This window comes from Flavobacterium sp. CSZ (assembly GCF_015350725.1).
GTDB lineage: Bacteria > Bacteroidota > Bacteroidia > Flavobacteriales > Flavobacteriaceae > Flavobacterium.
The window spans coordinates 17010-37801 of the sequence record NZ_JADKPQ010000027.1 but is presented as its reverse complement, the minus strand read 5'-3'; the positions used below and the strand labels follow the sequence as shown (position 1 = coordinate 37801).

Genomic DNA, 20792 nt, shown 5'->3' with positions numbered 1-20792 from the left:
TATATATCTGCAGTTTGATTTTAATAAATAATCAATATGAAAGTACTAAACATTTCCAATACATTTTTTAGTTTTTTTAAAGAGAGAAAAGGGATTTCTTTTTTACGTGAAAATGATAAAATTATCAGACAGTTTATACTCACTATTTTTTTTATTGGAATTGGAATCTGGTTTATCAAACACGAACGCTCAGAGTTAGAACAGGTGAAAAATGTAATTGCAGATGCCGGCATTTTTTGGGTGCTGTGCGGAATTGCGCTTACTGTTATTTATATTTTACTGCAGGGGTTGATGTATTTTGCTTCTTTTCAGGCTGTTCAGAGTAGAATCTCATTTAAACAAGCAGTTATTTTATTTTTGAAACGCAACTTTGTGAGCGTATTTCTTCCGGCAGGGGGAATATCTTCTCTAGCATTTTTTACAAAACCTATTGAAAAGAGAGGTGTAAAGCCTACTCAAATTCATTTTGCTTCAATACTATACGGCTTTGTGGGAATTCTTTCCGTAGTTATTGTAGCAGTACCAGCCTTAATTTATTCCCTGTTTCAAGGAACAGCAGGATCAGGGGAATGGTATGCATTTAGCGCCATTGTAATGTTAAGTATTTTTATTTTCTACATTTATAAATCCATTTTAAACAAAGGATATATATATCGCCTCATTATAAAATTTTCACCATCTGCTGAGGTATTTATGGATGATTTTAGTAACAATAGAATAGATAAAAAAAAGTTTTGGCAAATCGTCCTTTATTCCGTTCTTGTTGAGTTTGTCGGAATCGGCCATTTGTATATCGCAATGATTGCTCTGGGTTTTGCCCCATCGTTATCTGCTGCTGTAATGGGCTATATTATTTCGGTTATATTCTTGATTGTTTCTCCTTTTCTTCGAGGACTGGGAGCGATAGAAATTTCAATGGGTTTTATATTGATGCAATTTGGCTTTGAAAACGTCAACGCTATAGCCATTACTTTTTTGTACCGCTTTTTAGAATTCTGGATTCCCTTACTACTTGGAGCATCACTTTTTTTATTTAGCGCCAATAAATTACTGATGCGGATAGTTCCTTCTTTTCTGCTTTTTGCTCTGGGATTAATAAATATAATTTCTGTCCTAACCCCAGCAATTTCAGAGCGTCTGCATACTTTAGAGAATATAATTCCTGTTTCTGCCATTAAAGCATCAAACTATTTTGTTATCACTGCCGGTTTATTTATGCTCATTAACGCCGCATTTATGCTCAAAGGATTACGAAATGCCTGGTGGTCTGCTGTGATTTTAACAGGGATTTCGGTTATTGGACATCTTACAAAGGCAATTGATTATGAGGAGGCCATAATAGCATTAGTAGTGCTGGTCAGCTTAATTGTTACTAAGAAGGAGTATTACGTAAAAAGCAATTTACGCCTTCAGAGTGTGGGGTTAAAAACGGTTTTGCTAAGCATTTTTGCCGTTTTAGCATATGGTGTTATAGGTTTTTATTTTTTAGATAAAAAACACTTCAATATTGATTTTAACTGGCTTGAGTCAATAAAATATTCGATTGAGAATTATTTTTTATTAAGTTCAGATTTAGTTCCTCTTGACCGTTTTGCCAGACGTTTTCTACTTTCTATAAATATCTGCGGCTTTCTATCATTGGCTTTTTTAATCTTTGTTTTAATTCGTCCTTATACAATAAAAAAAGAAGCAGTAGAAGATGATTTTCAAACCGCAAAGACAATTCTGGATCAGTATGCAAACTCATCTTTGGATTATTTTAAAACCTACAGCGATAAAATTATTTTTATAGCCAATAGTAAAAAAGCTTTTTTAGCTTATCGTATCAGTGATAATTTTGCCGTAGTTCTGGAAAACCCGGCTGCAGAATCAGCTGTGGAAATGCGCAAGTGTATACTTGAGTTTGATAGTTATTGTTATAACAACGGACTGCGAAGTATTTATTATCGCGTACCGGAAGAAAATTTAGAAATATATTCCTCAATGCATAAAAAGAGCCTGTTTATAGGCCAGGAAGGAGTTGTAGATTTATCATTATTTACACTGGAAGGCAGTGCAAAGAAATCACTACGTAATGCTGTAAACAAAGTAAAGGAGAAAGGCTTTAAAGCAGTAGTGCATACTGCGCCCATAAAAGATGGATTGCTGCAGAAGATAAAGGCAGTAAGTGACGAATGGCTGGCAGGCACAGAAAGAAGTGAAATAATATTTTCACAAGGTATGTTTGATTGGGAAGAACTCAAAGGGCAAACCATTATTACAGTTGAAAACACTGAAGAAAAAATCGTTGCTTTTCTAAATGTTATTCCAGATTATGTACAAGGTGAGGGGACTTATGATCTCATTCGTAAAACCAATGATGCTCCAAACGGTATAATGGATTTTATTCTTCTAGAGCTTTTTACCTATTTGAAATCTCAGGGCTGTACTGCTGTAAATTTAGGATTCGCTACAATGAGCGGAATACAGCAGGCCGATACCTTTCCGGAAAAATCAATGAAGTTTGCTTATGAAAGAATTAAATTTTTTTCTCATTTTAAAAGTTTGCGGGATTTTAAGGAGAAATTTTCTCCCGTATGGTATAATAAATATTTAATCTATACTCACGATTATGATTTACTGCAGGTTCCAATAGTTTTAAATAAAGTTGTAAAACCATAGTTACAAATAAAAACCATGAGAATAAGTCAGTTAAAACTGGTCAGGGTCGCGGCTATAATCTGTATTACTGCCTGCATTGTTGATTTTGCTATATTATTTTTATATGGTAGTTATTATCCGCGATACAGCCAGTTAAAAAACACGATCAGTTTGTTGGGAGCCTCCATAAGTCCGGTATCAAAACTCATTTCTGTTTGGTGGACACTAATTGGAATTATATTTATTTTTTTTGGATTTGTTTTTAGAAAGGCATTTGATAAAAAACTAAAAAATGTAAAGTTTGCTTCGGTATTGATTATGCTCTACGGATTAGGAGAAGGTATTGGTTCAGGTTTATTTAAAGCTGATATTATAGCAGGTAGAATGACTGGTTCGTTTATTATGCACAATATTTTAGGTGGTATTGGAGTTATTGCGGCACTGATTTTACCTTTAGTAATGCTTACAACAATGACGAAGAAAAACAGGTGTGGGTTTTATTTATTCTCATGGATTGTTTTTGTTATCGGACTTATTACCATGTTTTTATTTACAATTAGGTTTTCCTCTAAGGATAACCTGATCAATCTTTACAGAGGATTATGGCAGCGGCTTTTTATGCTCAATCTATACCTTTATTTTATCACAATTTCAGTTATAATGTATTATAAGAAAAGTATATTTCACAATGCAAAAAATGTTTAAGATGAAAAAAAATATAATACTCCTTCTGGCGATTTTTGTGTTTAGTACTAGCGTTTTTGCTATTGAAACGGATACCATAAAAGTTGGGATATTTGGTAAAGTCACAATCTACAAGCCCAAAACAGAGGCCAATGCGGTTGTTTTGTTTATTTCAGGAGACGGAGGCTGGAACAGTGGGGTAGTTGAAATGGCTAAAAATATTGCAGATCAGGGAGCTGTAGTTGCAGGTGTAGACATTCAGCATTATTTTAAAGAAATTAAAAAAGAAAAATCAAAATGTTATTATCCTGCCGGAGATTTTGAAGAGTTAAGTTTGATGCTGCAGAAAAAATTAAAGATGAAGCAATATCTAAAACCCATATTAATTGGGTATTCTTCAGGGGCAACTTTAGTTTATGGCATGCTGGCACAAGCTCCGGCCAATACTTTCAGTGGTGCCATTGGCCTGGGATTTTGTCCTGATATAGAAACAGATAAAACATTATGCGAGGGATCAGGTTTGACTTCTCATGTTTTAAAGGAAGGGAAAGCGTATTATCTTGAGAAAACAGAAAAATTAACAGCACCATTTATTGTGCTGCAGGGAACAACAGATCAGGTTTGTAATTATGCCGATACAAAAAAATATATGGAAGGAATGAAGCAAGGCAGATTAATAACACTTGCGAAAGTTGGTCATGGTTTTTCTGTAACTAAAAATTGGCTAACACAATTTACAGATGCCTACAGGGAAATTTTAAATACGCCGAATTATACAAAACAAAAATCTCAGGAAAATGTTTTACTTAAAGAACAGCATCTTGCACCTCTGCCTTTTGAAGCGCCTTTAACTTTAATTCCCACAAAAAGTAAAGATGAAATCCTGCCAATTGCTTTCTTGATTTCCGGTGATGGCGGGTGGACAAGCTTTGACCAATCTTTGGGTGAAGCTCTTGCTCAGAGAGGAATAGCTGTAATAGGATTAGATGCGCAGAAATATTTTTGGAATGCAAAAACTCCTGTAGAAACAGCAGGTATGATAGCTAAAGTTGTTGAACATTACATGGGGCAATGGAATAGAAAAACATTTGTACTTGCAGGTTACTCGTTTGGAGCATCTGTAGTTCCATTTGCCGCTGCTAATTTATCGCAACCTTTAAAAGAAAAACTACAAGGTGTCTATTGTTTATCTCCTGATGTAAAAGCTGATTTTGAAATCCATATTGCAGATATGCTGAGTATGGGTAGTGCAGATGACAACTATGATGTCATTGCTGAAATGAAAAAGGTTAAAGTTTTAAATCCTTTTTGTTTTTTTGGTACAGAGGAAGATCCTGCAACTCGCAAGCGATTTTCAGAATCAGGTATTAAAACTATTGAATTACCAGGCTCACACCATTATAATAATGATTTTGATAAAATAGCAGAAAGTATTTTAAAAGAAAATACCAGAGAGGTGGTATCTGAGCACAAATAAAGGTTTTGATTGTTGACTTGTGCTGACTAATAATTATAAAGTAATTACACTTGTCATAAACTAGCTGTTTTATTTGCTAATTAAATAGTAATAATAAAGATCTCAGCGTCGAATCCAAGGTACAAAAAAGTACAAGACAAAGTTGTACTTGTAGTATTTATATTGCATTTGTTCCTTTGGTCTATAGAATAAATCATATATCTTATATGATTTACATAGAGAGAAAGAAGATGTGGAACGATTAAATGAAAAAGATATGTTTACCAATATCTCATGGGGCAATTATATAATTGCCGTTAGTATCCTCTTACTGATCTGGTATTTGATTTTAGGATTCAGATGCTATTATCCTGATCTAAGAGCAATTTTAAGCGGTGAGAAAAGCCTACAGTCTCTGAGTCTTAAAAGCAATCCGCAAGAAAAATTAGCTGTCCATCTTCAAAAAGGCAGCAGCGTTGAAAACAAAGAATTGTCCTTGTACAAAGAATCTTTTGATACCTTGGCTGACGCCGAGGAACTATCCGGGAGGATTCAAGGCGCAATTAAGGAGAGCGCAGAGCGAAATCTCTCACTGGAAGAATTCCAAAATTATCTCAAATTACTGCTAAGTGAGTATCCCTTTGTGAGGATCTCTACCCTTAGAGAGAATATCAATGCTATAATAGTGAAGAGCTCTGCGAGCTACCCAGCGCTGCTTTTGACTCTTTCTCAGGTGGATCTCCTTTGGGAAGAGAGTATTTAAATAAGACACAGTGGAGGAATATTCCCTGTTCTCTCTGGTGCGGTATGGCATAATGTGACAGGAAATAGAGTTATGCAACGGCGGTATTCCTCCGCTTTTTTAACAAGTGATTATCCAAAACTTAAATGATGCGAGATGGAAAAGTACAATTGGAAATTAAAAAGAATTGAAAGAAAAAAGGCAATGGCACTTTGCCTGTTTGTAATGTTGTTTGTTTTTCATTTCAGTGCCAGAGCCCAGGACGGTGTGGCAGGAATAAATGAGGCCAACCAAAAAGTCAGAAGCTATTTTGATGCCGGAACAGAACTCATGTACGCTGTGGGAGCCATACTGGGACTAATTGGGGCTGTGAAGGTCTATCAGAAATGGAATGCCGGGGATCCCGATACGGGAAAAGTGGCAGCGGCCTGGTTTGGAAGCTGCGTGTTTTTGGTGGTAGTAGCCACGGTCATTAAATCCTTTTTCGGGGTTTAGGCCAGAGCTTATTAAATGCAGCAAAAGAGATGAACAGTGTATACCCAATCAATAAGGGAATCAACCAGAGCATTCACTTCAAAGGACTCAAGGCACAGTACATCTGGTATCTGGGGGCAGGAGTGGTAGGGCTAATGATCCTTTTTGCAGTGCTTTTTATTATTGGGCTTCCTTCTGTGATCTGTGTTGGTTTTATTGGAAGCTCTGGAGGATTTCTTGTCTTTCAGATCTACCGTATGAGCAATCGCTTTGGTCAGTACGGTATGATGAAAGCCTTGGCTAGAAAACAAATTCCAAAAGTTATAAAGCTGCAAAGCAGGGGAGTTTTTATAATGTGATAGTCGTAGAGAGTTGATGTTAAAAATGAGAAGGGATGGAGAGAAAGATGGAGGATGTGCTGCCCATTATGGACGTGGAGCATGATTGTATAGTATCAAAGCAAGGAGATATAACTATTGTATTTAAGGTGGAACTCCCAGAGATTTTCACCCTCTCGGACCAGGAATATGAAGCCTTCCATCAGTCGTGGATAAAGGCTCTGAAAGTGCTTCCAAAATTTTGTGTTTTTCACAAGCAGGACTGGTTTTTAGAGAGTAATTACAAAGCTGACTTTACAAAAGAGGACAGTAGTTTTCTGAGTAGATCCAGTGAGCGATTCTTTAACGGGCGCCCTTTTTTGGATCACTCCTGTTATATTATGCTTACCAAAAAGCCTCTGGGAAGGAAAACTTCGAGTTCCCTGTTTTCAAACCTTATCAGGCATTCCATAGTGCCCCAGGAGACCCTGAGCTTTGAGCTCCTTGAGGATTTTATGGATAGCGCAGGCCAGTTCAAACGCATTATGGAGGACAGTGGGTTTGTAAAGCTCACGCGTCTGGATAATAATGCCCTTAAGAGCCAGAGCAGAAAAATGGGCCTTGTTGAACAGTATTGTTTTTTATCCCAGGATGCAGATTCCTTTGTCTATCAGGATGTGAAGTTTGACAAGGGCCTTGAGGTCGGAGACAAGCATTGCCAGCTCTTTACTCTGGGGGATGCCGCTGATCTTCCTGCCCTTTGCGGCTCGAGAATCAATTTTGACCGCTATTGCAGCGATAAAACAAAATTCAGTGTGGGTTTTGCCTCAACCCTTGGCCAGCTCTTATCGTGCAATCATATCTATAACCAGTACATTTTTATAGAGGATGCCCAGAGAACCATTCAGAAACTCGAGAGCAAAAGACTGCGCCTGCAATCCCTATCGGCCTATAGCCGTGAGAACATGATAGCGCGGGATGCCACCAATGATTTTTTAAACGAGGCTATTGCCCAGCAAAGGCTACCGGTAAAGGCGCATTTTAATGTACTGGCCTGGTCTACCGATAAAGAAGAGCTCAAGGAAGTCAAAAACAAAGTCATATCAGCCCTGGCCCAGATGGATGCGGCCGCCAAGCAGGAAACTGTTGGGGCGCCCCAGATATATTGGGCTGGAATACCCGGTAATGAGGCAGATTTCCCCATGAATGATACCTTTGACACCTTCATTGAACAGGCTGCTTGTTTTCTGAGTATGGAAACCTCCTACCGCTCCTCACTTAGTCCTGTAGGGATAAGACTTGGAGACCGACAGACAGGAAAACCCGTGCATGTGGATATTAGTGATGAACCCATGAAAATGGGCATCTGTACCAATCGCAATAAGTTCATATTAGGGCCTTCGGGAAGCGGCAAATCCTTTTTTACCAATCATATGGTCCGGAGCTATTATGAGCAAGGAACCCATATTGTTCTGGTGGATGTCGGGCACAGCTACAAGGGACTGTGTGATATGGTGGGCGGGTATTATTTTACCTATGATGAGCATAATCCCATCCGGTTTAATCCTTTTTATATAGGCGATGGAGATAGCCTGGATACCGAGAAAAAAGAAAGTATTAAAACCCTGCTTTTGGCGCTGTGGAAAAAAGATGATGAGACTTTCAACAGGAGTGAGTATGTGGCCCTGTCTAATTCCCTGCAGCTCTACTATGAGAAACTGGAGAAAAACACTGAGATATTTCCCTGTTTTAATAGTTTTTATGAATTCCTGAAAGAGGATTTTGTGCCGATTCTGGAAAGCGACAAGGTAAAGGACAAGGATTTTGATGTCAATAACTTTCTCTATGTGCTGCGTCCCTATTACAAAGCAGGCGAGTTTGATTATCTATTAAATGCCACAGAGAATCTGGACCTTTTAAAAGAAAGGCTCATTGTCTTTGAACTGGATAACATTAAAGACCATCCGATTCTTTTTCCCGTGGTGACCATTATTATCATGGAGGTATTTATCAGCAAGATGAGAAAGCTCAAAGGTGTGCGCAAGATGATTCTAATTGAGGAGGCCTGGAAGGCCATTGCCCGCGAGGGTATGGCCGAATATATACGATATCTTTTTAAGACTGTTCGCAAATTCTTTGGCGAGGCCATTGTGGTGACTCAGGAAGTGGAAGATATTATCTCTTCTCCCATAGTCAAGCAGGCTATTATCAATAGCAGTGATTGCATTATACTGCTGGACCAGAGCAAGTACCAAAATAAATTCGAGCAGATTCAGGAGCTTTTGGGACTCACTGACAAAGCAAAGGCACTAGTGCTCTCGGTGAACAAGAGTAATGATTCCGATAAAAATTATAAGGAGGTTTTCATATCATTAGGTGGCATAATATCGAAGGTATTTCGAACCGAAGTGTCGCTTGAAGAATATTGGGCGTATACCACCGAGGAGCCTGAAAAAGTAAAGGTGCAGCAGTATGCCAGAAAATTCGGGGGTGATATTAAAAAAGGCATTGCCGCGCTGGCCCAAGAGATGAGAAACCAAATCAAATAAAGAAAAAATGAAAACAAGGTCAAGAATTATTATGGGGCTACTCTGTCTATTTTTAGTAAGTAGCCCGGTGCGAGCCTCCAGTAAGATTGTGGCGCTTCCCATCCTGGAAATAGTAAAAGCCGTTACCAAAAAAGTGATCAAGGCCATTGATCTGAGGATACAGCGACTCCAGAACAAAACTATCTGGCTTCAGAATGCGCAAAAACAAATTGAGAATGTCCTATCTAAATTAAAACTAGAACAGATCTCAGAGTGGACCCAAAAACAGCGTGATCTCTATAAGGACTACTATCAGGAGCTTATGAGGGTAAAATCAGCCATTACCTATTACAAGCGCATTAAAGAAATCACCGCCAAACAAACCAGGCTAATCTCCGAGTATGAAAGGGCCTGGTACCTCATTAGGCAGGATAATCATTTTAATGCCTCAGAGCTGGATTATATGCAAGAGATATACTCAGGCATTTTAGGGGAAAGTATTCAGAACATCGATCAGATTTTTTTGGTACTGGATTCTTTTACCACCCAGATGAGCGATCTTAAAAGGCTTGAGATTATCAACAATGCCGCTGATCGGATCGATGATAATTATGAGAGCCTGATGCTATTCAATAGGCAAAATATGATGCTGCGCCTTCAAAGGGCCAAAACGAGTAATGATGTAAATAAAGTCAAGGAGTTTTACGCAGTTCCCTAATAGAGGTAAATCATGAAAAAGTTAGTTGTAGTAGTCGTACTGGTGGGAGTTTCTTTTCAAAACCTGCAGGCTCAGGCCAAGTGGCGCAAGGAATTGCTATTGCAGATCGCGGCTCTTCAGGTGTATATGGATTATGCTAAAAAAGGATACAATGTTGCCAGAAAAGGGCTGAATTTCATAGGTGATCTCAAAAAAGGAGAAGTAAGCCTGCATGGTGATTATTTGGCCTCGCTAAAGAAAATAAACCCCAAGATAAAAAAATATTCCAGGGTGGCAGAAATTATAGCACTGCAGTTAAGGATCATTAAAATTTCCAATAATACGCTAAGGGGCTTGAGACAGGATGATCTTTTTCATGGCGATGAAATTGATTTTATACAAAGATCCTTTGAGGGTTTGTTTGAGAATTGCAACAGTACCCTGGATGCGCTTTTACGGCTTAGCGGTAATGACAAGCTGGAGATGAAAGATGATGAGCGCCTGGAGCGTATCGATGCGCTATACGCAACGATGGTATCTGATTATGAGTTCTCTTTGGCCTTTAGTCACCAGGCCAAGATGCTTGCTTTGTGGAAAGCCAAGCAGAGAAATAATATTATTTGGAGCCGCACTTTAAATGGATTATAAAATTGATAGGATGAGAAAACTAATTCTACAAATAACTCTGGCAATAACAATCTTATTGCCTGTAAAAGCCCAGGCTCAGTCTCAGGAGATCCAGCAGCTTGTTTTAAATATTGAAAAGCTAAGCCAGTTCAAAGGGATCCTTAAAGACATGAAAAAAGGCTATGATATTTTATCAGGGGGCTACAACGCGGTAAGGGATCTCTCCCAGGGAAATTTCACCTTGCATAAGAGGTTTTTAGATGCGCTTTTTCAGGTGAGTCCTCTGGTGAGAAATTACAAAAAAGTTGGGGATATTATCACATTCCAGGTCCTGCTGGTAAAGGAAAGTAAGGCAGCTTTTGCTCGCTACAGCAAAAGTGGGAGTTTTACACCTCAAGAGATCACTTACTTTGAAAAAGTGTATGAGAATTTGCTGGGCCAGAGCCTTAGAAATCTCGATGAACTCTTGATGATCCTCAGCGCTAACACGCTCAGGATGTCCGATGATGAAAGGCTGCAGTCCATTGATAGAATCTATGCCCAGATGCAAGATAAGCTGCTTTTTATGAGAAATTTTAATGCCTCTTCCAATGTGCTGGTCATCCAAAGGGCCAGGGAATCTAATGATATCAGTACAGCCCGCGCAATCCAGGGCCTTAAAAACCAATAATTGATCTATATGTTGAAATTCAGTAAAAGGAGTTGCTTTATACTGGGAGCATTTTTGGTGTCCTTTACCCTGCAGGCGCAAGGGGCAGGGGGTAATTCAAAAGGGTTGCACCAGATACTCGAGCAGCTCTACGATGAGATGATGCCCCTTTGCAGTAACCTTATGGCAACTGGGCAGGGAATTGCAGGTTTTGCCGCCATTTGGTATATCGCCGCGCGCGTCTGGAAGCATATCGCAAGGGCCGAGGCCATAGATTTTTATCCGCTTTTCCGGCCCTTTGTCATTGGCTTTTGTATTATGATTTTCCCATCGGTTCTTGGCCTTATCAACGGGGTGATGAAGCCTACAGTCACTGCCACCTCCGCGATGGTAGAAGGATCCAATAAAGCCATTGAAGTTCTTTTAAAAGAGAAAGAAAAAGCCATCAAGCAAACCGATCCCTGGAAAATGTATGTAGGGGAGACAGGAATGGGTAATCGCGAGCAGTGGTACAGGTACACCAGCCATGGCGGAGATCCTGCCGATGAAGGGGTCATTGCTGGTATTGGAAATGATGTGAAATTTGCCATGGAAAAAGCCTCGTACAATTTTAGAAATTCGGTAAAGGAATGGATGAGCGAGGTTCTGTATGTCCTCTTTGAAGCGGCAGCGCTCTGCATTGATACCCTTCGTACCTTTCAGCTGGTGGTATTATCTATACTGGGGCCTTTGGTCTTTGGAATTGCTGTATTTGATGGCTTTCAGCATACTCTGACTATTTGGCTGGCGCGTTATATCAATATTTATTTGTGGCTTCCCGTGGCCAATATTTTTGGAAGTATTATAGGCAAGGTACAGCAGCAGATGCTAAAGCTTGATATTGCGCAGGTCAATCAAGGCGGGGATACTTTTTTTAGCAGGACCGATATGGCTTACCTTATTTTTATGATCATCGGCATTATTGGTTATTTCACCGTACCCTCGGTGGCCAATTACATTGTGCACGCCGCAGGGGGTGATGCCCTTTCTCAAAGAGCAACCAACCTGTTTTACAGCACTGCCAGTGCAGGAGATAACAGAACCATACAAGGAAATGCAATGGTGATGGACGTCATGGGAGATGCCCCGGGCAGAATGTCTCAGAGCATGTCCTCCTCATCGGGGAGTTCTTCTTACTTTGAGGAAAAAGGAAATTATATGTCCCAGAGATTAAAAGGAAATTCCAAATCATAAAACCAATAGAAAAGATGTTTACCAAAATGAAAAATATCGATACCGCCTTTGGCTATGTGCGCGGCTTTACTATGCTAATTATTGTGGGGTGTATTGTAATTTGCTGCTATACCCTGCATAAAAGTTTTACCACTGTAAGTCTATTGCAGGACAAGGTGTATATCCTGGCCAACGGTAAAGCTCTGGAGGCTTACGCCTCGGAGAGGAAAGACAATGTTGTGGTGGAGGCGCGTGATCACGTAAAGACTTTCCATAGTTATTTCTTTACCCTTGATCCCGATGATAAGGTCATCAAAACAAACATTACAAGGTCGCTTTACCTGGCCGATAAGAGTGCCAAGAGGATCTACGATGATCTGAGAGAGAACGGTTACTACTCGGGAATTATCTCGGGAAATATTAGCCAGAGCATTACCATTGATAGTATCCAGATTGATTTGAGGCAGTATCCGTACTTCTTTAAATGTTTTGCCAGACAAAAAATAGTCCGTTCCACGAGTGTTGTCAACCGGAGTCTTATCACAGAGGGGAATTTAAGAAACGTATCGAGAAGTGATAATAATCCGCATGGCTTTTTAATAGAGCGCCTCAGTACCCTGGAGAACAAAGATCTCAGTATGGAGACCCGAAAATAAAAAGTGATGGAACCTTGGTTTAAAAAACGTATCAATAGCAAAGGAGCTAATAGGTATTATGAGCTTTTAAAACAGAAGTGGGCCAGAGAAATGAGCCGTATTACCTCAGGGTTATCCAGAGAAAAGCTCATTGTGTTTTTGCTTGTATTTACAGGGCTTAGTAGCGCCAGTAGTTTGGTTATCCTCTACAGGGGGCTTGTTTCAGATACCTCTTCTGTTATCTCTATGGATCGGATCTCTGAGAGGATACAGCCCCATGAGAGAGTGATAAAAAGAGAAAGAAAATCTTTTTTTATCTCACCGGCGGAATATAAAAGCATCACTGGCGCGCGGCAGTACCTGGATAGTCTAAAGGCAAGCGCGGAAGGTAAAACATCATATGATAGTATTATGCATAGGCGTCCGGGACTTCTGGACAGCCTGATTTTTATTGAAAATTATTATAAGTCCAATGTAAAAGAGTAAGGCCATGGAGAGAAAAACAATTTCAATTAAAGAGTTAAAAAAACGAAAAATGCTACTGGTACTCCTTTTATTGGCCCTGCCCTTTATAACGCTCTTATTCTGGAGTCTGGGTGGAGGAAAAGAGCCAACTATAAGTGCAGAGATACTAGAGAAAAGGAAATTCAATACCGCACTTCCTGGCCCTGAGTTCAAAGAAGAGATTACCTTGGATAAATTGAGTTATTACCAGAAGGCTGCTATGGATTCGCTAAAAAGAAGCGAACAAATGAGAAAGGATCCCAACTACTCCAGTACCCTTTTAATAGGTGATTCCATCTCTGGATGGTCAAAAGGGCCCGAGATGAGAAGTTTTCCAAGAGGCAAGTCGGGCCTTAACACCTTCTCATACCAGGATCAGAACACGAAAAAGGTATATCAAAAATTACAGGCACTTCAAAAAGCCATTGAGCAGCCCAGTGTGGGGGAGAAGCAAGAGCACGACATGCGCGAGTTTGAACACTACGGCTCATCGCCTGAGTCAGAAGACATGAGAAAACTCGAGCAGCTAATCTCGGTTATGGGTCAGCCTCAAGGGGAGGATCCCGAGCTCAGGCAATTAGGGGGAATGCTTGAAAATATTCTCGATATTCAGCATCCGGCCCGCATGCAGGAAAAATTAAACAAGGCCTCTGAGGGTAGAAAAGAAAAAGCGCTCAGAGTGGTGCGTAAAAATGGGCAAAATAATCTTGCTGCAATCGATAATTATGTGGGCAATGAGCAGATGGCTTTACAATCTAATTCATTTTATTCCCTTCAGCAAGTAGATACAACACATCAGGGGCAAAATGCCATTGAGGCGGTGATACATCTCACCCAGAGTATTGTAGACGGCTCGCTAGTGAAACTGCGCCTGTGCAATGAGGTTTTAATTCAAGGTGTAGAGATTCCCAGAAACAGTTTTTTGTTTGGAACGGCCCTTTTAAAAGCAGAGCGATTAGAAATTAAAATTACCAATATAAAATATGGCAATTCGATTTTTCCCGTTGAACTAGCCGTGTATGACCTGGACGGGATTGAGGGGATTTATATACCCGGGGCCATTAACCGCGATGTAGCCAAAGCCTCTGCAGATCGCTCCATCCAGACCCTGGGGGTAGCATCTCTTACGGACTCCTGGGGAGCACAAGCAGCCGGTATGGGTATTGAAGCTGCCAAGAGCCTGATGAGTAAAAAAGTAAAACTTATAAAAGTCATGGTAAAGGCAGGCTACCGGGTGCTTTTATATGACAAAAAGCAAAATAATTCCCATTGAACACTAAATTGAAAGAGATGAAAAATAGAAATTTATGGTTTGTGCCCTTTATGGCTTTGATCTCAATGGCAGTCTTTGGACAGAGAGGCAGTAGTCAGGCTGAATTTAAAAATCTGCAAATAGCCCAGATGAAGACCACCAGTGTGGTTTTTCCTTATCCCATCAAGAGCATCGATAAGGGAAGCTCGCAAGTATTAATACAAAAGGCCAAAGGGGTGGAGAATATCCTTTTGGTAAAAGCCGGTAAAGAGAATTTCTCACAGACCAATCTAACAGTTGTAACCACAGAGGGCAATCTCTACGGCTTTATTTTGAATTACGATGAGCAGTGTCCTGATCTGAATTTTTTGGTACAGAGCGCATCAGCGTTAAATGGCGATATTGTTTTTACCCTTGATAATGAAAATCAAAAAAAAATACAGCAGTATGCCCAGTTGGCCCTGATGAAAAAGAGAAAACTAAGTGGGATAAGTAAGAGCAAGTTTGATATCAGCCTTCGCCTTACAGGGGTATACATCCATCAGGATGTCATCTATCTAAGGCTTTTATTGGGTAACAAATCCAAAATTAATTTTGATATCGACCAGCTGCGCTTTTTTATCGGTGACCAGCGCAAGTCCACCCGTACGGCATCCCAGGAAATTGAAATGAGTCCCCTTCTGCTCACCTCAGAGCTGATCAAAATCCCTGAGAGATCGGAGCTTTCCCTTGTTTGCGCCTTGCCTAAGTTTACTATCGGTGAGAGAAAATACCTCACCGTAGAGCTTCTGGAGAAAAACGGCCAGAGACAACTGGGACTTGATATTAAAGATCACCAGCTAATGGATCTTGAAATACTCGGGGCCCTGTAAGGAAAAACGAATTTTAAAACTTAAATATCATGAATGAGAAAAATTTTGAGTACTTGAGCGATCAGCTCAAATACACCGGATTTGGTGAAGCATTGCAAATGGAATTAAAACAAAAACTTCACCAGCAAGAACCCTCTTTTACCTTGTACCATGAGACCTACTATGAGGATCGGGTAGCAAGGGCCACACTGAATTTCAATAAGGCTAAGCAAGGGGATCTTTATTTTTTTAACTCCTACACGGTAGAAGTTCAAAAAGAGAATATCCCAGATGTTCTGGAGCATACCTTTTATATGGGAAAGACAGGCAATATTACCATGAAAGAGTCTTATAATCTTTTGATGGGAAGATCTGTTTATAAAGAACTGGCCAGCAAAGAGGGACACACCTACAACGCCTGGGTGCAGATCGATTTTATACAGTGCGATGAAAATGAAAATTTTAAATTCAAACAGTACCATCAAAATTACGGCTATGACCTTGAGGCCACTCTTGATAAATATCCCATTAAGGAGCTAGGTAACGATATTTTTAAAGAGGATCTTTTGCGCTCCCTTAAAAGAGGGAATTTGCACCAGGTTACTTTTTTAAGAGGGTCTGAGGAATCTAAACTTTTTATAGAGGCCAGCCCACAATTTAAAACCATCGGAATTTACGATCAGGATCTAAAAAAACTCGATAACCGCCATTACAAGGACATCGGACAGATTCTAGTGGTTTATGAAGAGGTAGGAGAGCATAAAAAAAAAAGCCAGCGACCCCAGAGCAGTGAGGATGAAGAACCCAGAGAAGGGAGTAAGAGAAGACAAAAACGCGCTAATTCCCTCTAAGCAGGGAATTGTTGAAGAATCACTGAGTGTATTTTTTGCTGGCGCAGAAAAAGATTTGCGCATTGGCCATATCCACCTTGGTTTATTTGCAGCCCTGCTACACTATTATAGTCTTAGTGGGTTTGTGAATCCCATCAATGCGTATAGCTATCAGATCATGCCACTGGCCAAAATATCGGCCCCGCGGACCTATATCAAATACATTGGCGAACTAAGCCAGTACGGCTATATCAAGTACGAGGCTTCTTTTAAGAAAAACAAGCCCAGCTGTATTTATTTGCTGGGAGCATGCGATAGGCTAACTAATTGAACACAAAAATCAAAACCCGCTAAACCAGAAAGCCTGCCCTCTTTTTTAAAGTGGAGCAGGCTTTTGGTTACAGGTATTCTCTTTACTATTTTTTATTTTCAGAGCCCGTTGACATCAGCACAATTGCCATTATTTGATTTTGTAAATTTCAGAGCCTGCCAGTAAAAAACATCCCAGACCATAGTCTTCAAAATCCGGAATTTTATCATAAGACAGAGGCTGGCCATCTTTTGGTTCTTTTCCTGTGGATTGCAAATAGCCCAAAAAGCCATTGGTGTGTAAACTCTCGGTTGTCATAGCATTCCATGCTTTTTGAATTACAGGCAGGTAAGTCTCTTTTTTTAAAATTCCGCTGTTGATTCCGTAGGCCATTCCATAGACAAATAATGCTGTACCTGAAGTTTCTTTTTCGCCAAAATTAGTTGGATCATGCAGACTCACATTCCAAAAACCATCAGCTCTCTGGATAGGAACCAGGGCTGCAGCCATCGCTTTTAAATCTTTTACATATTGCGCCCTGCCAGGCGCATTTTCAGGAATAATAGAAAGCACTTTTGCAAGGGCTCCAATTACCCAGCCATTTCCGCGGCTCCAGTAACAATCCTCGCCGTTAGGTTCTTTGTAAGGAGGATCAAAATCAGCATCACGCCACCACAGGCCATCTTTAGGATTATATAGCCCGTGATCGCCATGTTTGTCTCTCGAGTACATATACATCTGATACATTTTCTCAAAATAGCGGTTGTCTTTTTCTAAAACCCCTAGTTTTGCAAAAACCGGCATCCCCATTTGTATGGCATCAATCCATGACCAATCATCTACTTGAGGTGTATTTAAAAGCATATTGATATTCGCCTTTGTGTTTTTTAATTTTTTAGCATCAGGCTCCAGATTATACAAATCGATATAAGTTTGTGCCGCGCAATAATTATCGGCATTTCGGGTGGTATTTCCGCCATTAAAACCCCATTTATGAAACTCAGACCACGCGTAGGCATAATCGTAATACGCTTCCTTAGGGTAAATTTCGTGTAATGCCATGAGCCCTTCATAATAAACCCCACGCGTCCAGATATTACTGGGGCGTTCTTTATTGGTAATGATGGTTTTGCCGGTCTCAGGCCATTTTTGCATGAAATAATCATTGGCAAGCATCATTTGTTTGAGTACCAGTTTTTTATCAAAGGCTTCTTGTGCATTTGTAGAGTTAGTATAGCACAGGCATATAGCGAAAAATAAAAGCAACTTTTTCATTTTAATATTCGTTATTTAGTAATTAGTTTTCTTGTTTTAATGGCGTAATTGTAACAGGGCCTAATAATCCCGAAGGCATTGGAGTCCATTTTGTGGCATCGAATTTTTTATAATCTTTATCGACCATATTGATTTCGTAAAAAATCTTCCATTCTTCGCCTTTAAGTTCCTTATCCCTAATTCTGTTGGCAGAGAGATTGGTAACCTGAATCTTCAGCGTATTTTTTCCGGATTTTAGTTTGTTAATATTCAATTGATAGGGAACAGACCAGGCCGTACCGATAAATTCATCATTGAGCCAGACTTTGGCGCTTTCGCGAACATCTCCCAAATTAAGACTCCATTGCTCTGCTTTAGTATTTGGTTTGTCAAATTCTAAGCTGTAAGTTGCAGTTCCTGAAAATGCTTCTGCCTGAGGACCTAATTTTGTCCAGGATTCTAAAGTAGTTATTGTTGCATTTGCAGGAAGCTCCGGACCGCCTTTGTCAAAGGCTATTTTCCAGTTTCCTTTCAGTGTAATGGCACCAGCAGCGGGCGCATAATAGGACCATTTTTTTTGTGAAGCTGTATTTTCTGTTTTTAAAAAATAAGATTCACCCGGTTCTATTTTTACTTTAACCAGTGTTGTATTGGCATTTTTAATCACAAGAGCATTACCGTAAGCCCGGGTCAGGGGATCGAAAATGACAACCTCTTTATTTCCGATTTGAAGGGCAATGAAAGTATCAATAGTTTTTGGGGTATGATTGACCAAATAATACATTTTTTCCCCGTCAATATCTCTTCGGGTATATTTTAAACCTGTATCGACAAGTGATTCGCGATACAGTTTTATATGCTCTAAAGCCTTAAAAATGTCTGATGTAGGTTGCAGTAATGCTACATTTGTAGTTAAAATATTTTGGAGCTCTTGTTCCTGTTTTTTATAATCATTAAATCCTGGAACCGACTGAGGTAATCCTTCAAAAATAATAGATGCGCCCGCTTTTTTAAGTTCAAGGAGTTTTTGCAAGGTGGCAAGAGGCATTTTTTTACAAGATGGAACAATAAGTGATTTAAAACTACCCCCGGGTAAAACAATTTTCCCACCTATAACGCTGGCATCTGCTATAAAATTATCAGAAATAAAATCTACGCCATATCCTTTTTTCATTAAACTTTTGGTAGTATCATAAAACGAGGTATTGTATAACCATTCTGATAAAGAATGTATTTTGAACTGAAAGAATAAAGTACCTTTTTGATATTTGTCCCATGTATCAAAAATAGGCCAGTATAAAAGGATTTCATTATCAGATTTTCCTTGTTGCAATAACGACTGGCAATTGGATATATAAGAGAAAAGAGCAGGGGCGTCCTGCCAAATACTATTATTGGCATTAAAATTTACAGAAGCATAAAATTGCCATCCTGGCCATGCAGCTCTCTGTGGAGAATACGTCGACCCGTGAAGAAAAACATGATTCACTCCGTTTAGCATTAAATCTTCAACCTCAGGTTTACATTGTGATAATGCTGTTTTAAAATGCTCTCTCAGCCAGGTAAAAGTCTCTGATGAAACTAAATTTTTACCTGATATATGAGCTGCAGATGAAGAGAATTTGAGCATTACCGGATCAGCATCGCCTTCGCGGATATCCTCTTTCTCACGTCTGAAACCCGGAATATCAAAGGGCATCGAGCCAAAAGTTTCACACTCGGGAATATCTGCCGAGGCATATAAATCGATCAGGTTTCCCGGAGATCCGTGGGCCTGAAGTTTGGTTTTAAAGTTTTTAGAATGCGCCCATGCAGTCCAAGACTTATCAAATTTACTCAGTAATAAATCACCAATGGTCTCTCTGTAATCACTTCTGATTCGGTTAGCCACTTCATTATCGGTTTCACTTAGTAAAACAGGTAACTCTTTTTTAAGATCATAACCACGAAGGGCTTTAAATTCTTCGAAAAAATTAGGGGTAAAGTCAGTTCCGTATACCTCAAAACTATCATTAAAAATGGCTCTTATTTTTCCTTCACGACCTTTAAAAGCGGTATTAAAAGGAACCACGTAAGCACTTAGTGCTTCCTTGGAATAATGGTCTAAAGTATAGCCGCTGCCTGCAGGGGCGGCCCTTTTTACCTCTTGCCCTGTTTTTCCGCTAAAAACAGCGTAAATAGTATAATCTTTTTTAGTGGCTTTCCAGTTTAGTTTATTAGGTTCTGATGGGTTGGATAAAGCAACAGGATTCCCTTCGATACCTTTATCCTTGGTATTTACTTTATTCTTTTTTAACTGATCCGTTAAGTTGATGTACGTGCCATCACTTGCGTAGGCAACAACATATAAAAGTTCTGCTGGCAATTTTTCTTTGGTGCTCGAAACGGTAATATTTTTATTGAAAGTTTCATTTCTCTTAAGGGGATATTTCTCTACAATTAGCTTTGTTGCAGCATAAGGCAAGGTAACATGTGAGCCTCCGTAAGGCCAGCCTGTTCCTAGGACCATATCAACCTGCATATGAAGACTATCGGCAATATGAATCGTGTAATCTAACATGTCCATCCATTTTGGAGACAGATAATCAATAAAATTGTTTTCTTCTCCTTTTACACCGTATATGGGGGTAATTTCCACACCGCCAATTCCGGCCTTATAAAAGTCTATCAGGCTCTTTTTCAGGTTGGGTTTATCCACAGCGCTTCCCATCCACCACCATCGCGCCCAAGGCTGATTGATGTTTGTGGATTCTGGCCAGGGAGAAGTGGAGGTTTCTTGCGCAAAAGCGCTAAGAGCGCCGCAAAACAATAAGGCAATAAAGAGGTTGGATTGGGTTAGTTTCATTATTTACTCAAAAGTTTTAGTGGTTACTAAATTAATCACTTCACAGCATTAAAAAATTATGTCGGGATAATTTTTTAGTAGCAGCAATGAAGTAAAAGTATTAGTAAGGTATCAAAAGGCTATCCTGTAGCATCCTGTTTTTGATAATTATATTCAAAAAACGGAATGTTTAATCAATGCAGTTACTTGTTTTATAATTCTTTGTTTTTTGTAAAAATAATTATGAAATGCTAAAAAATGTTTTAATTAATTTTTTGATATGATATTTGATAATCTTTCAATTAT

Annotated in this window: 18 protein-coding genes; 16 read left to right on the top strand and 2 right to left on the bottom strand. The window is 39.5% G+C overall.

Annotation, left to right across the window (positions count from 1 at the left end; translation table 11 throughout):
- The first annotated feature begins 36 nt into the window (after positions 1-36).
- The 16 genes from mprF (at position 37) to IRZ78_RS23430 (ending at position 16119) form a co-directional block, all read left to right on the top strand.
- Positions 37-2661: a bifunctional lysylphosphatidylglycerol flippase/synthetase MprF gene (gene mprF / locus IRZ78_RS23505; protein ID WP_194619533.1), complete on the top strand. Its 2625-nt coding sequence runs from the start codon at positions 37-39 to the stop codon at positions 2659-2661.
- Positions 2662-2676: 15 nt separating this feature from the next.
- Positions 2677-3345, top strand: coding sequence for a DUF998 domain-containing protein (locus tag IRZ78_RS23500; RefSeq protein ID WP_194619531.1), 669 nt, complete (start codon positions 2677-2679; stop codon positions 3343-3345).
- A 1-nt stretch (position 3346) separates the two neighbouring features.
- Complete coding sequence (locus IRZ78_RS23495; protein WP_194619529.1) at positions 3347-4801, top strand: AcvB/VirJ family lysyl-phosphatidylglycerol hydrolase; 1455 nt, start codon at positions 3347-3349, stop codon at positions 4799-4801.
- 256 nt (positions 4802-5057) lie between these two features.
- On the top strand, positions 5058-5543 hold the full coding sequence (locus IRZ78_RS23490; protein ID WP_194619527.1) for a hypothetical protein: 486 nt from the start codon (positions 5058-5060) through the stop codon (positions 5541-5543).
- A gap of 183 nt (positions 5544-5726) precedes the next feature.
- On the top strand, positions 5727-6017 hold the full coding sequence (locus tag IRZ78_RS23485; RefSeq protein ID WP_228520600.1) for a DUF4134 domain-containing protein: 291 nt from the start codon (positions 5727-5729) through the stop codon (positions 6015-6017).
- 29 nt (positions 6018-6046) lie between these two features.
- On the top strand, positions 6047-6355 hold the full coding sequence (locus IRZ78_RS23480) for a DUF4133 domain-containing protein (protein WP_194619523.1): 309 nt from the start codon (positions 6047-6049) through the stop codon (positions 6353-6355).
- A 35-nt stretch (positions 6356-6390) separates the two neighbouring features.
- Complete coding sequence (locus IRZ78_RS23475) at positions 6391-8862, top strand: TraG family conjugative transposon ATPase (protein ID WP_194619521.1); 2472 nt, start codon at positions 6391-6393, stop codon at positions 8860-8862.
- Positions 8863-8869: 7 nt separating this feature from the next.
- Entirely contained in the window at positions 8870-9559 is a 690-nt protein-coding gene (locus tag IRZ78_RS23470; protein WP_194619519.1) for a conjugal transfer protein TraI, read from the top strand.
- A gap of 12 nt (positions 9560-9571) precedes the next feature.
- On the top strand, positions 9572-10186 hold the full coding sequence (locus tag IRZ78_RS23465; protein ID WP_194619517.1) for a hypothetical protein: 615 nt from the start codon (positions 9572-9574) through the stop codon (positions 10184-10186).
- Between the two features lie 10 nt (positions 10187-10196).
- Positions 10197-10835 carry a TerB family tellurite resistance protein gene (locus tag IRZ78_RS23460; RefSeq protein ID WP_194619515.1) on the top strand — a complete coding sequence of 213 codons (639 nt, stop codon included), beginning with the start codon at positions 10197-10199 and terminating at the stop codon, positions 10833-10835.
- 9 nt (positions 10836-10844) lie between these two features.
- Positions 10845-12047 (top strand): conjugative transposon protein TraJ, encoded by a 1203-nt coding sequence (gene traJ / locus IRZ78_RS23455; protein WP_194619513.1) that lies wholly within the window; start codon positions 10845-10847, stop codon positions 12045-12047.
- Positions 12048-12073: 26 nt separating this feature from the next.
- The gene (gene traK, locus IRZ78_RS23450) at positions 12074-12682 is read left to right on the top strand and encodes a conjugative transposon protein TraK (protein ID WP_228520594.1); all 609 of its coding nucleotides are present in this window, start codon (positions 12074-12076) and stop codon (positions 12680-12682) included.
- Positions 12683-12688: 6 nt separating this feature from the next.
- Positions 12689-13147 carry a hypothetical protein gene (locus tag IRZ78_RS23445; protein ID WP_194619509.1) on the top strand — a complete coding sequence of 153 codons (459 nt, stop codon included), beginning with the start codon at positions 12689-12691 and terminating at the stop codon, positions 13145-13147.
- A 4-nt stretch (positions 13148-13151) separates the two neighbouring features.
- Positions 13152-14438 carry a conjugative transposon protein TraM gene (traM, locus tag IRZ78_RS23440; protein ID WP_194619507.1) on the top strand — a complete coding sequence of 429 codons (1287 nt, stop codon included), beginning with the start codon at positions 13152-13154 and terminating at the stop codon, positions 14436-14438.
- A 17-nt stretch (positions 14439-14455) separates the two neighbouring features.
- Positions 14456-15289 carry a conjugative transposon protein TraN gene (traN, locus tag IRZ78_RS23435; RefSeq protein ID WP_194619505.1) on the top strand — a complete coding sequence of 278 codons (834 nt, stop codon included), beginning with the start codon at positions 14456-14458 and terminating at the stop codon, positions 15287-15289.
- A 29-nt stretch (positions 15290-15318) separates the two neighbouring features.
- Positions 15319-16119: a hypothetical protein gene (locus tag IRZ78_RS23430; RefSeq protein ID WP_194619503.1), complete on the top strand. Its 801-nt coding sequence runs from the start codon at positions 15319-15321 to the stop codon at positions 16117-16119.
- Between the two features lie 439 nt (positions 16120-16558).
- Here IRZ78_RS23430 and IRZ78_RS23425 read toward each other — a convergent pair whose 3' ends face one another.
- Both IRZ78_RS23425 and IRZ78_RS23420 read right to left on the bottom strand, forming a co-directional pair.
- The gene (locus IRZ78_RS23425) at positions 16559-17683 is read right to left on the bottom strand and encodes a glycoside hydrolase family 88 protein (protein ID WP_194619501.1); all 1125 of its coding nucleotides are present in this window, start codon (positions 17681-17683) and stop codon (positions 16559-16561) included.
- Between the two features lie 22 nt (positions 17684-17705).
- Positions 17706-20507 carry a glycosyl hydrolase gene (locus tag IRZ78_RS23420; protein ID WP_194619499.1) on the bottom strand — a complete coding sequence of 934 codons (2802 nt, stop codon included), beginning with the start codon at positions 20505-20507 and terminating at the stop codon, positions 17706-17708.
- Positions 20508-20792 lie beyond the last annotated feature (285 nt).